The organism is Lysinibacillus louembei (assembly GCF_033880585.1).
In the GTDB taxonomy this organism is placed as follows: domain Bacteria; phylum Bacillota; class Bacilli; order Bacillales_A; family Planococcaceae; genus Metasolibacillus; species Metasolibacillus louembei.
In genome coordinates this window covers 386,263-400,118 of sequence record NZ_CP137624.1, presented here as the reverse complement: position 1 = coordinate 400,118, position 13,856 = coordinate 386,263, and the positions used below count along the sequence as shown (strand labels likewise).

General features: G+C 30.8%; 13 protein-coding genes. All 13 read left to right on the top strand.

The window, feature by feature from the left end; all coding sequences use genetic code 11:
- Positions 1–8 precede the first annotated feature (8 nt).
- Entirely contained in the window at positions 9–1,730 is a 1,722-nt protein-coding gene (locus tag R6U77_RS01935) for a glycosyltransferase family 2 protein (RefSeq protein WP_319837221.1), read from the top strand.
- 50 nt (positions 1,731–1,780) lie between these two features.
- Entirely contained in the window at positions 1,781–4,018 is a 2,238-nt protein-coding gene (locus R6U77_RS01930) for a hypothetical protein (RefSeq protein WP_319837220.1), read from the top strand.
- A 41-nt stretch (positions 4,019–4,059) separates the two neighbouring features.
- Positions 4,060–5,592, top strand: coding sequence for a glucosyltransferase domain-containing protein (locus R6U77_RS01925; RefSeq protein WP_319837219.1), 1,533 nt, complete (start codon positions 4,060–4,062; stop codon positions 5,590–5,592).
- Positions 5,593–5,720: 128 nt separating this feature from the next.
- A complete protein-coding gene (locus tag R6U77_RS01920; RefSeq protein ID WP_319837218.1) occupies positions 5,721–7,061 on the top strand; it encodes a hypothetical protein in 1,341 nt (446 codons plus the stop codon).
- A 53-nt stretch (positions 7,062–7,114) separates the two neighbouring features.
- On the top strand, positions 7,115–7,531 hold the full coding sequence (locus R6U77_RS01915; protein ID WP_319837217.1) for a sugar 3,4-ketoisomerase: 417 nt from the start codon (positions 7,115–7,117) through the stop codon (positions 7,529–7,531).
- Position 7,532: 1 nt separating this feature from the next.
- A complete protein-coding gene (locus tag R6U77_RS01910; protein ID WP_319837216.1) occupies positions 7,533–8,099 on the top strand; it encodes an acyltransferase in 567 nt (188 codons plus the stop codon).
- A 10-nt stretch (positions 8,100–8,109) separates the two neighbouring features.
- Positions 8,110–9,198 carry a DegT/DnrJ/EryC1/StrS family aminotransferase gene (locus R6U77_RS01905; protein WP_319837215.1) on the top strand — a complete coding sequence of 363 codons (1,089 nt, stop codon included), beginning with the start codon at positions 8,110–8,112 and terminating at the stop codon, positions 9,196–9,198.
- Positions 9,191–10,120 carry a glycosyltransferase family 2 protein gene (locus R6U77_RS01900; RefSeq protein WP_319837214.1) on the top strand — a complete coding sequence of 310 codons (930 nt, stop codon included), beginning with the start codon at positions 9,191–9,193 and terminating at the stop codon, positions 10,118–10,120. The genes R6U77_RS01905 and R6U77_RS01900 overlap by 8 nt, the downstream gene beginning before the upstream one ends.
- Positions 10,113–10,481 carry a GtrA family protein gene (locus R6U77_RS01895; RefSeq protein WP_319837213.1) on the top strand — a complete coding sequence of 123 codons (369 nt, stop codon included), beginning with the start codon at positions 10,113–10,115 and terminating at the stop codon, positions 10,479–10,481. Before R6U77_RS01900 ends, R6U77_RS01895 begins: the two co-directional genes overlap by 8 nt.
- A gap of 12 nt (positions 10,482–10,493) precedes the next feature.
- Positions 10,494–11,366 carry a glucose-1-phosphate thymidylyltransferase RfbA gene (gene rfbA, locus R6U77_RS01890; protein ID WP_319837212.1) on the top strand — a complete coding sequence of 291 codons (873 nt, stop codon included), beginning with the start codon at positions 10,494–10,496 and terminating at the stop codon, positions 11,364–11,366.
- Between the two features lie 13 nt (positions 11,367–11,379).
- The gene (gene rfbC / locus R6U77_RS01885) at positions 11,380–11,943 is read left to right on the top strand and encodes a dTDP-4-dehydrorhamnose 3,5-epimerase (protein WP_319837211.1); all 564 of its coding nucleotides are present in this window, start codon (positions 11,380–11,382) and stop codon (positions 11,941–11,943) included.
- A 5-nt stretch (positions 11,944–11,948) separates the two neighbouring features.
- The gene (gene rfbB, locus R6U77_RS01880; protein ID WP_319837210.1) at positions 11,949–12,959 is read left to right on the top strand and encodes a dTDP-glucose 4,6-dehydratase; all 1,011 of its coding nucleotides are present in this window, start codon (positions 11,949–11,951) and stop codon (positions 12,957–12,959) included.
- Complete coding sequence (gene rfbD / locus R6U77_RS01875; protein ID WP_319837209.1) at positions 12,959–13,807, top strand: dTDP-4-dehydrorhamnose reductase; 849 nt, start codon at positions 12,959–12,961, stop codon at positions 13,805–13,807. The genes rfbB and rfbD overlap by 1 nt, the downstream gene beginning before the upstream one ends.
- Positions 13,808–13,856 lie beyond the last annotated feature (49 nt).

The window sequence follows — 13,856 nt, the reverse complement described above, 5'->3', positions numbered from 1 at the left end:
ACTATATAATGCAGATTTCTATAGATATAATTGTTGTAATCTATAATTCTGAAAGATGGATTGGGGATTTTTTGAATTCTTTAAAAAAACAACATTATCCTTTAGAGAAAATTCATATAACATTTGTTGATAATAATTCAAAGGACAAGTCATATGATTTATTGAATAGTTGTATTTTTAAGGAGAAATTTGGAGACTACACGATTTTAAAGCAAGAAAAAAATATCGGATTTGGGGCTGCTAATAATATTGCAGCTTCCAAAACTAATCAATCACATATATACTTTTTAAATATTGATACAGAGCTACATCAAGATACATTAATAAACATAGTAAACCAAGCTTTGATTGATGAGGGAATAGTTGGAGCCTGGGAGTCTCGTCAATTTCCTTATGAACATCCAAAGCATTATAATCCCGTAACACTTGAGGTTTCTTGGAGTAGCGCAGCTGCTTTATTAGTAAGAAGAGAATGCTTTCAAAAGATAGGTGGCTTTGATGAAGAAATATTTATGTATGGGGAAGATGTGGATTTAAGTTGGAGAATTAGAGCTGCTGGATATCGAATTCACTATGTTCCCCAAAGTATTATCTACCACTATACTTTTGAAAAGAGTAAGGTTAACAAAGATAATGAATTATTAAATATAATAGGTAGTAATTTATTTTTAAGATATAGATATGGAAGTTTTAAAGATATTATTTTAGGTTATGTAATGTGCTTACTATGGGCAATAAAGCATAGAAATTTTAAATTTCACTTAAAATTGAGTCAGATACTCATAAAATCTTTTTCGAAGATGTTTAAACGTAAACCCAATAATCTGGTAGCAAATTTTTGTGGTTGGAATTATGAAATTCATAGACTAGGTCATGAATTTCATAATTCCCTACTGCTTGAAACCCCTCTTGTGTCTATAATTGTAAGAACGAATCAAAGACCAGAAATGCTAAGAGAAGCGTTGACTACAATAAAGAATCAAACATATCAAAATATCGAAATAATTGTTGTAGAAGATGGTTTTCCAAAATCTAAAAAACTTGTGGAGAAGAGCTTTAAAAATTTGAATATTAAGTATCATGCTACAATTGAAAAGGTTGGTAGAACAAAACTAGCTAATATAGGTTTAGCGCTTGCTACAGGAGAATATTTTAATTTTTTAGATGATGATGATTTATTATATGCAGACCATATAGAAGTATTAGTTACTTCTTTAATAAATAATCCTAGTTACAAAATAGCATATAGTATTGCATTTGAGACACCGACAAAGTTAGTTTCTATGAACCCGTATATCTATGAAGAAATACATTATAGCATAGAATTTAATTCTAAGTTTGATAGACAATTATTATTAACACAAAATTATTTCCCTATTCAAACTGTGTTATTTGCGAGAGAGGTATATGATAAATTAGGTGGAATGGATGAGTCTATGGAGGTTTTAGAGGATTGGGATTATTGGCTTAAACTCTCTACCCAGTATGATTTTTTATATATTGAAAAAATCACATCTATTTACAAAGTTCCTTTTCAAAAAACGGATGCTTTAACAAGAAAGCAAGAGCTAATAGAGCAAACAGAATATATACGTGAAAAATATGCAACGAATAATATAAATATACCTTCGAGGCAAAGCAATTTTAAAAAGAAGGTAATATCTAATTTTAAAATTAATCAGTGTGAAGTGAGTAAGATTTTGAAATTCAAAATTAAGCAAAAATATTGATATGGCTGTGAAGATTTCATTTGGTGAGTATTGCTAAGGAGGCAAGAATAATGTTTGTTTTTAATCAACAAAAAAGAATTAATTTAGCTATACTCTTGTTTGTTGTTATAGTGATCGCTTGTTTCTTTCAATTTATGGTAATAAAGAACATTTTACTAGACGTTTATGGGTGGCATTTATCACAACCTGAGTCAATACAGGGCGGGATAGAATTACTCATATTAATGCTAGTTTTCACCTTGGTTATATGGTTTTTTAAACCACAACTATCTTTATTTTTGGTATTCTTATTATCATTATTTTATTTGAAATTTAATCAAGTTTTAGTGAGTACAATCGTATCTTATACTTATATAGAGTGTATTATCGTTTTTGGAGGTTGTATTCTTTCCATTTTTAGAATATCAAGAGGAAAAAACATTTCAAATTATCTTGCTTATTTTACAGTAGGATTATCTTTCTGGAGTATGTTTGCAATAATTCTTTCTTTACTAGGAAAAGGGACATTTGATGATTTAAGAATTCTTACAGCAATTCTTTCGATCTTTAGTTTGTTGTATTTTGTAAAAAAGAAGAAAACACCCTTTTTAATATGGAAGATAATTCAATCAGTGCAAAGATTCAATCGTGGGGAACAAATTTTAACTTCCTTTCTGTTGAGTTTAGTTTTGGTTGAGTTTGCTAAATCAAATAGAGCAATAGATTATGACTCGATCTGGTATGGATTGAGACCAGAGTATGTGTTAATAGGTCCTAATTCATTTTTTGATAATTTAGGTTTAGTGCAGTTTGTTCATTATTACCCTAAGTTGATGGAGCTTTTTTTTATACCGATAAGTGGACTTGGGGATTATAGTTTTATTTATGCAGCTAATACTGTAATTTTCTTATTGCTAATCATATTAGTTTTCTCGTTAGCAAAATTAATGGGGACAAGTGACCTTGAAGCACTTTTTCTTTCATGTTTAATATCTAGTACACCAACCATTGCAAATATGGCTTCTACAGCTAAAACAGATTTGTTTACTTCCTTTTTCTTGTTGTTAAGTGTATATTATTTTTTACTTTTATTGAGAAAACCTATTTATTATAAGTACTTCTTTATGATTATTTGTCCTCTTATTTTATCATTAGGAGGAAAAATAACGAGTTTTTTATATGCTCCTTTACTAGTCTTGGGGATAATTTTGATGATATTGTATCACTTAGGAAGAGATAAAGAAAAAACATTAAAGCTTTTTGGTGTAATAAAGAATAGAGTTTTAAAATTTATGAAATTTGAGATGGTTATTCTTTTTAGCAGTTTATTTGTTTTAGGAGGGATATTTTACAGAACTTATAGTTTGACGGGTTATCCTCTTTTCCCTCTATTATCGGATGTGTGGCATAATTTAGGCTTTGAATTGAAATATCCATTTACCCAAATTCCTCAGTTACCTGGTTTGTCTGATGAAAAATTTACATACATAAGTAGATGGTATAATTTGTTATTTGATCCAAAGGATTTCCCTCATATTATAAACACATGGACAGGAAATTTGATATTTTATATGTTTATTGTTTTTATATGTTTGCTAATTTTTCGTCAAGTAAAAGTAAGAAATTTGATTTTAACTGAATTTATTATTTTTCTACCTTGGTTAGTGTCAGGAGTGGTTTCTGCTTCGATCTTTAATAAAGGTGGAGATGGTAATTATTACATTATCCCCTTGATTGCCACAGCTATGATTTTTTATGTAGGGTTCACTAGATTGAAGCGAAATTTTGTTAAAATCATGATTTACCTTTCTTTAGCCTTATTTATTCCAACTCAAACTATGATAACATTTGTTTCGCATTGGTCTTGGCAATGGGGAACAGATGTGGTTAATTATTCACTTGTAGAAAAAGAATTAGATACTGAAATAAGAAATAAAAAAATATTTCAAGAGTCTGGATTAACTGAAATAGAAACATATATTATTTCTAAAACTAATAAAGCTAGAGCAGTAGGATTTGGTACAAATAATGTTTCAGAACAAGTGTTGAATCGTCTTTCTTGTCGCTTTGAAAACATAAATGGCGGATTAGGTTCAGCATGGTATGGAAATCCTGAAATCGTTTCATCTGAAGATGAATTTTTAAGGTATTTGGAATGGGCTGAAATTGATTATGTAATAATTCCTAAAGAAAAAATAGAAGGATATGAACCTGTGTTTACAGTCTATAACCAATTAAAGGAAATGGGCGGGGAAGAGATTGAATCTAGGGATTTTTATTTACTAGATATATCTTTTGTGAAAAAATGAACATATGAATGCTGTGGCTTGGATAGGAGGATGAGATAGGAGTGGCGAAGTTTCTGGGGGAATTTAATTCTTTTTACAAACAAAAAAACTTAATATATCCTACTATTTTTTTGTTAGTATTGTGTTATGGATATGAAATAATTAATTTTACATTATCGATTGATGAAGAGAAAGTCAATTATAGAGGGGACGACTATTCTCCCTGGTTTGTACAAGGAAGAATAGGTATAGGTATAATCAAATGGGCTATATTAAACGCTACTTATATACCATATTTAACTACAGTGTTGGCAGCCGTACTTATGGCTATTTCAGCATTAATTTGGGTTTTTATAATTAACAAACTAGCATTAGATAAACTGTCTAGTGTATCGATGGTTATTTTTATAGGGATGTATTTAGCATTACCAAGTGTGAATGCATCTTTCTTTTCCTTCAGCACTTATAATTTAGAAATTGCTTTAGGGATGTTAATCGTTCCAATCAGTATTTTTTATATCATCAAATCTACTGGAAACAAGCAAATAAATATATTTTGGGCAAGTGCATTTTTGGCAGTATCGTTATGCTTGTATCAAGCATTTATAACAGTTTTTATATTAGGAATAATAATTTGTCTGTCTTTGTTATTATATTTCGAACAGAAAGAAAATATCAAAAAATTTATCTTCAATGCTATTGTTACTTTCAGTTTGGGTTTAACATTTTTTTATCTAACCGAAAAATTATTTCAATTTTTTTGGCCGAGTAGCGGTTATGTCGATAATTTTATTAGATGGGGAAATGCTCCATTAAAGGTAATAATCAGTGATTTATATAGAGAAATGTATCAAAAGTTTTGTAATTTAAATATATTAGATAATATTTTACTTTTCTCACTAGTAACTATTGTTATGATACTTATATTAATACTGATTCATCAGCGAAGTATCAATGAGAAGTGTTTTTTATTAATAATATTTTTAACTTTACCGATACTTCCATTTTCTTTATGTATAGTAACTGGCAATATGATGCCATATAGAACTCTATTAGCTTTACCTTTATTTGTTGGTTTTGTAATGTTTTTTTTAATTCATTTACTAGAAAAAATAGTGTGGGTTAAGCACATATTTATAATAATAGTATTTCTTTTATTATTTGTTCAAATTCAATCCTTAAATATGATTTTTTATGGAGATAACGTAAGGTACAAGATGGATGAAAATATTGGTAATTCTATTTCGGAAGATATTTTAACTAATTCAAAGGGAGATTTATCTAAACCAGTAGTGTTTATTGGGGAATATAGTCATCAATTAAATCCAAGAATTATTAAATTTGATACATTAGGAGCATCATTTTTTGAATGGGATAATGGAAATAATGTGAGAATTCATAATTTTTTGCGGATATTGGGATATAAATTTTTAGAACCTTCTGCAGAAATGATTGAGGAAAGTATTAATGGAATAAAGATTGATGAAATACCTAATTGGCCTGTAGAAGGAAGTATTATTGTAAATCCGAACTATATTATAGTTAAGTTATCAAACCCATCAGGGTCTTGGTATTATGTGAATTTGCCTCATTAGTCAATAAATAAAGGTGAGCAATAGAGCTTTATGAATTAAAATCCAAAACTCATCAAGAGTTGAAAGTAATAAATGATGCAATTTGGGGTTATTTGGTTTATGGAATAATGTCCGAGAGGGGATTTGGTGTGAAGATTTTAAAAACTTTGAGTTTGAAAGAACAATTGGTATACATAATGATAAGCGTACTATCATTAACTATATTTGTATATTACTTGTCTTTAAACAATAAGGTTAGTTATCATGATGAAGTAGGGTATTTTAATTTTGCGAAAGATATACAAAACTTAGGTTTGTTTGAAGTTGCAAATGGACTAAGAACATATTTATATTCATTAATAATTTCAATTTTTTTAGTTGTTTCCTCAAGCGAGAATGTGTTTATTAGTAAAATATTGATGAGTATTTTTCAATATGGGGTATATCTATGTACAATCTTTTTCTTGGCTGTAAAGTCCATTGAAAGTTTTAAAGTTAAGGACCAAAAAAAAGCTTTTTTATATATAACTGGATTTGGGTTGTTGAATCCTTATTTAATTCAATCAACTACACTTTTCTTAACAGATATATTAGCTACTTGTTTTTCAGTATTGGCAATTACCATTGTTCAATTTTGCGATTGTACAAAATTTAGGTACAAATTCATTACATTTATTCTGATTTATTCGGCGATTATGATAAGGCCATCCTCTCTTATTTTTTTACTTATTATGTTAATGTTACTAACATATAAAATTATGAAATATAGTGAGGGGAAAACAAAACAGGTATTTGTAGGATATGCAGTTGCTGCTATGATATCCACATTTGTTTTTTTACCACAGTTATATATGAATGTAACGAAATTTAACAATTTTACACCATTAATACATGAAAATCTATATGACAGTCAAAGTAAATGGGCAGTGGAAATGTTGAAATATGGTACAGTTGTTATTCCAGATGAACAACCACAACTTTATTGGACTAATCCTATTCAGACGGAAAAAGATATAGGAATTTATGAGCTGATATACAAGGATTTCTTTGCTTTTATTTTTGTGTATATAGCACATATTTTTGGAGTTTTAGATTGGGGATATATTGATACATATATCAATAATTTTTACCCGATAAGTAGGTTAGTAGGATCAGTTTTTTTATATGTTACATGGATATTGATATTTTCGGGAATATTTAAAGTAATCAGAAAAAAAGAAATTAATTTCCGATTTATGGGCCTTCTTATTTCTGCAATTTGCTATACATTATTTATAGCAACTACAGCAATAGAATCACGATTCGGATATCCGATGTTCTTCTTATTATTACCTTTTATCGGATGGTTTTCAACTGAGAGTAGGTTATCTAAAAGAAGCCTATTTGGGATAATTTCTTTGGTGATAGTGATGTTCTTAATTTCGTTTGTTTTAGATTTGCAAACAGGTAGAATAAATTGGTTTGAGTTTTTATTTAAAACTGAAATCTGAGAAAAATTAAGTATTGCAATATATAAATAAATAGTAGATTTGGAGGAATTAATGTGAGAAACAGTGTAATAACAGAAATATCTACACTTGGTGATGAACGAGGTAATCTATCAGTAATTGAAGAAATGAAAAACATTCCATTTGAAATCAGGAGAGTGTTTTATATTTATGGGACAAAAGAGGGGGTAAGAAGAGGTTTCCATGGACATTACCAAACTAGGCAAGCTTTGATTAGTGTATCGGGCTCTTGTAAAGTATATTTAGATAATACGAAAAGAAAAGAAGATGTTATACTAGATTCACCTAATAAAATGTTGATTTTAGAACCTAATGATTGGCATGAGATGTATGATTTTTCAGAGGATTGTGTGTTGTTAGTATTGGCGTCAGAGCTATATAATAGCAGTGACTATATTCGAGATTATGATAAATTTTTAGAAGTATATTCACAAAAAGTTCAGGAGGTCTGAAATGGGAAATTATTTTAAACACTCACATGCTCTCGTTGAAACAAATGATATAGGTGAAGATACACGTATATGGGCTTTTGTACATATCTTGGAGGGGGCTAAAATAGGTTCAAACTGTAATGTTTGTGATCACTGCTTTATAGAAAATGATGTAGAAATTGGTGATAATGTTACGATAAAGTCTGGAATATATATATGGAATGGTGTGAAGGTTGAAAATAACGCCTTTTTAGGACCGAATGTTGTATTTACTAATGATTTAATGCCAAGAAGTAAGCAGTATCCTGAAGCTTTTTTAAAAACATTAGTTAAAGAAGGTGCAAGCATAGGCGCTAATAGTGTAATTATTGCAGGTACAGTTGTTGGTGAATACTCCCTTGTTGGGGCAGGATCTGTTGTTACGAAAGATGTCCCAGCATATTCTGTTGTTTTTGGGAATCCTGCAAAATTGAAATATTATATTTGTGAATGTACAGAAAAACTACATTTTGTATCTGATGAAGCCACATGTCAATGTGGTAAAAAATATAGTAAGGCTTCTACTGGAGAAGTGTCACGGAAAATTTAAGGAGGGTACCATGATTCCATTTTTAGATTTAAAGAAAATTAACGAACAACATCATGATTTAATTACTCAAGCTATTGATAAGGTAGTAAAATCAGGATGGTATATACTTGGAGAGTCTGTAAATGAATTTGAAGACAAGTTTGCAACATACTGTGGTACAAAATATTGTGTAGGTGTAGCGAATGGACTAGATGCATTATCTTTAATCATTAAAGCATATGGAATTGGCGAAGGTGACGAGGTTTTAGTACCTTCTAATACTTATATTGCTTCGATGTTGGCTATATCTTCAAATGGAGCTACACCAATTTTAGTTGAGCCCGATTTAAACACATATAATATTGATCCGCTCAATATTGAGGCTCTTATTACTGATAAAACAAAAGCGATTATGGTTGTTCATTTATACGGGCAAAGTTGCGATATGGAGCCAATTAATGAGATTGCTAGAAAGTATAATTTAAAGGTAATTGAAGATTGTGCACAGGCTCATGGTGCAATTTATAAAGGGAAAAAGATTGGTAATTTAGGTGATGCGGCAGCGTTTAGTTTTTATCCAGGAAAAAATTTAGGTGCACTAGGTGACGCAGGAGCAATAACAACAAATGATGAAGAGCTATATATGAGCCTAAAAGCTCACAGAAATTATGGCTCACATAAAAAATATGAAAACATCTATAAAGGTGTTAATAGCAGACTTGATGAGATGCAAGCTGCAATTTTATCTGTTAAATTAGATTTTTTAGATGGTGAAAACAATCACAGACGTGAAATAGCGAAATACTATTTAGAAAATATAAAAAATGAAAAGATTGTATTGCCTAAAGCAGAAGTGGATAACCAGCATGTTTGGCATGTATTTGTAGTACGAACTAATGATCGAGATAAACTTCAGAAATATTTATTAGATAGTGGAATTCAAACAATTATACATTATCCAATTCCCCCACATAAACAGAAAGCGTATGCAGAGTGGAATCATTTAAATTACGAAGTATCTGAGAAAATTCATCAGGAAATATTAAGCATACCAATTAGTCCTGTTATGACTTTGGAAGAAGCTAAAAAGGTTGTAGAGGTTATTAATAAGTATGAGTAAAAAAACCTTTTCAATATTAGTTCCTATCTATTTTAACGAATTAAATATTCCACATACAATTCCCAAATTACAGTCATTGGAAGAGTTATTTCCAAACTATGACCTTGAATTTGTTTTTGTAGATGATGGTTCTCAGGATAACTCTTTAAAGTTACTACTTGAAGAGAAACAGAAAGATAATCGAATCAAAGTAATAAAATTAAGTAAGAATTATGGATCAATGCAAGCTATTCAAGCGGGTTTGAATTATGTTTCAGGAGATTGTGTGGGGATTATTTCGGCTGATTTGCAAGATCCACCAGAGCTATTTGTACAAATGGTTAATAGCTGGGAAAATGGCAAAAAAGTAGTCATGGCTACAAGGTCAGATAGAGAAGAAAGTTTCTCTCAAAAATTGTTCTCTAATACTTATTACTATTTAATGGATAAATTTGCTATCAAGGGATATCCAAAAGGTGGATTTGACTTTGTATTAATAGATAAGCAAGTAGTAAAGGAATTAGTTGAGATTAGTGAAAAGAATACAAATATTATGAGTTTGATTTTCTCACTTGGCTATAATCAAGAGTTTATTCCTTATGTTCGGCAAGAAAGAGAACATGGAAAGTCACGCTGGACACTTTCGAAAAAAATAAAGTTATTTGTAGATTCATTTGTAAGTTTTTCGTATGCCCCAATTCGTTTCATGACAATGTTAGGATTTATCGTAGCAGCATTAAGTTTTATATACGCTTTTTTCACAATAGGAGCTTATTTAGCTGGTTATGTCGTAGTACAAGGATGGACAACAATTATAGCTTTAGTAACACTATTACAAGGTATTATTATGATGATGTTGGGAATAATCGGAGAATATTTGTGGCGTATTCTCGATGAAACACGTAAAAAACCTGGTTATATTGTAGATGAAGTATATGAATAAAGAGGTCATTCGTTTCTTATTTGTTGGTGGATTTAATACAGTAGTTACATATGGTATCTATTTATTATTGCTTTTGTTTTCCACTTATAATATTTCCTATTCTATTTCTTATGTGAGTGGGATTATTATTTCTTTTTTACTTAATAGCAAATACGTATTTAAAGTTGAATTAACTTTAAGCAAGGCAATAAAGTATCCTATTGTGTATGTAGTACAATATGTCATCAATGTGATTGTTCTTAATTTGTTAGTAAAAAATAATATTGTGAATGAAATTATTGCACCTATTTTAGTTATAATAATTTCACTACCAGTGACATATATCTTGTCCAAATATATTTTAAAAAATAAATCAGCTTAGGAGTGGGTTTTTATGAAAGGAATAATTTTAGCTGGTGGTAGTGGCACACGCTTATATCCGTTAACGCGCTCGGTATCTAAACAATTGTTACCGATTTATGATAAACCGATGATATATTATCCACTATCCGTATTAATGTTAGCGGGAATCAAGGAAATTTTAATTATTTCAACACCAGAAGATACACCACGTTTTGAACAATTACTAGGCAATGGTGAGGATTTAGGGGTTCATTTAGAATATGCAGTACAACCTTCACCAGACGGTTTAGCACAAGCATTTATTATTGGTGAAGAGTTTATTGGTAATGATTCAGTAGCATTGATTTTAGGGGATAATATTTTCTATGGTCATAAATTTACTTCGATGCTAGAAAGAGCTGCTTCAAGAGAAAACGGAGCAACTGTTTTTGGTTATAATGTAAATGATCCTGAACGTTTTGGAGTAGTTGAATTTGATGAAAATGGGAAAGCTATTTCAATTGAAGAGAAGCCACAAGATCCTAAATCAACTTATGCTGTAACAGGTTTATATTTCTATGATAATAGCGTTGTAGAAGTTGCAAAATCCATTAAGCCTTCTCCACGTGGAGAGCTTGAAATTACTGATGTGAATAAGGCTTATTTAGAAGCAGGGAATCTGCATGTAGAGTTATTAGGACGTGGATTTGCTTGGCTTGATACTGGGACACATGAGTCACTTTTAGAGGCATCTGCATTCATTGAAACAATTGAAAGACGACAAAGCTTAAAAGTAGCGTGTTTAGAGGAAATAGCATTCCGTAAAGGGTATATTTCAAAGGAACAATTATTAGAGTTAGCAGAGCCATTAAAGAAAAATGGTTATGGTCAATATTTAATTAAATTGGCAAATAAAAAACTATAAGGGGTTCTGTATAGTGAATATTATTAAAACAAAACTAAAGGATGCTTTTATTTTTGAGCCAAAGGTATTTGGAGATCATCGCGGCTTCTTTATGGAAACTTATAATACTCAATTTTTAGAAGCACAAGGGTTTTCTTTTAATTTTGTACAAGATAATCATGCTCTGTCAAAAGAAAGTGGGGTTCTAAGAGGCTTACATTACCAACTAGAACCATTTGCCCAAACGAAGTTAGTACGCGTGACAAGAGGAGCAGTATATGACGTAATTGTTGATATTAGAGAAGGCTCTCCTACTTATGGTCAGTGGGAAGGGTTTATTTTGAGTGAGGATAATAAAAGACAATTACTCGTACCAAAAGGCTTTGCGCACGGTTACTGTACATTAGTTGAAAACACTGAGTTCTTATATAAAGTAGATAATTACTACTCGCCAAAACATGATTGCGGCATTGCATGGAATGATTTGGATTTAAATATAGAATGGCCAATTTCTAATCCGATTCTATCTGATAAAGATAAGGAACAACCAAAGTTAAAGGATTTAGAAACACAATTTATTTACAAAGATAAGGAATGATAAATATGAAAATTCTAGTAACAGGTGGCGCTGGTTTTATTGGTAGTAATTTCGTTAATTATATGGTAGAGAAGTACCCTGCATACAAAATTGTTAATGTAGATGCTTTAACATATGCAGGGAATTTAGAAAATCTAAAACAATCTGAAGGAAAATCAAATTATCAATTTGTTAAAGCTGATGTTACAGATGTAGCAATGATGGACCAGCTGATTGGTGATAAGGTGGATGCTGTTATTAATTTTGCTGCGGAATCACATGTGGATCGTAGTATTACGAACCCAGGAATCTTTGTGCAAACGAATATTCAAGGAACACAAGTACTGTTAGATGCTGCAAAGAAGTACAACGTGAAAAAATATTTACAAGTATCAACAGATGAAGTATATGGTTCATTAGGTGAAGAAGGTTACTTCACTGAACAAACACCATTAGCTCCAAATAGCCCATATAGCGCAAGTAAGGCTGGGGCAGATTTATTAGTTCTTGCCTATCATGAAACGTTTGGATTACCAGTTAATATCACACGCTGTTCTAATAACTATGGTCCATTCCATTTCCCAGAAAAATTAATTCCGTTAATGATTATTAATGCATTGAATGATAAACAATTGCCTGTTTATGGTGATGGAAAAAATGTACGTGATTGGTTACATGTACTGGATCATTGTAGCGCAATCGATTTAGTTTTACACAAAGGTGTAAATGGCGAAGTATATAATGTTGGTGGGCACAATGAAAAGACAAATGTTGAAGTTGTAAAGGAAATTTTAAAGCAACTTGGTAAACCAGAGACATTAATTAAATATGTAGAAGATCGTTTAGGACATGACCGACGTTATGCGATTGATCCAACAAAACTACAACAGGAATTAGGCTGGGAGCCGAAATATACATTTGAAACAGGGTTAAAAGAAACTGTACAATGGTATTTAGATAATAAAGAATGGTGGGAAAACATCATTTCAGGTGATTACCAAAATTATTATACAGAACAGTATGGTGGCAAACTATAATGAAAATTATGGTAACGGGTGCGAATGGACAACTGGGGCAAGAATTGGTAAAACAATTAACTGTTAGTGAGCATGAGTTATTTGCATATACGAAAACTGAATTAGATATTACGAACATGGACCAAGTAAATGCTATATGTGAGGAAATTCAACCACATATTATTATTAATGCAGCAGCTTATACGAATGTGGACGGAGCAGAAACGAATGAAGAGCTAGCTTTTCAAGTAAATGCAACAGGACAACGTAATTTAGCTGTGGCGGCGGAAAAAGTTGGGGCAAAAATTTGTTATATTAGCACAGACTATGTGTTTAATGGACAAGCGACAACACCATATTCTGAATATATGAATGTAGACCCTCTAGGTGTGTATGGTCAATCAAAGTATGCAGGAGAGTTTTTAACACAAACGCTTAATACTAAATACTTTATTGTGCGTACAGCATGGGTTTATGGTGAGTATGGACCAAACTTTGTTAAAACAATGCTCAAACTAGCTGAAGAAAAATCTGAACTAGGCGTTGTTCATGACCAAGTCGGTTCCCCAACCTATACAGTAGATTTAGCACAATTTTTAATAGAGCTAGTACAAACTAAAAAGTATGGTATTTATCATTGTACAAATAGTGGGACATGCTCATGGTATGAATTTGCTCAGGAAATTTTTAAATTAGCTAATAAAGATATAAAGGTAAATCCATTGACTTCAGACCAATTCCCAAGACCTGCAAAACGACCTGCGTATTCAGTATTAGGAGATTTATCGTTGCGAATTAATGGATTTGGTGCTAGAAGACATTGGAAAGATGCTTTGAATGATTATATAAACAAAAATAACAATCTCTAGCAGATTGTTATTTTTGTTTATATAGCTATAATAAAAAGAGAAGTAGAAT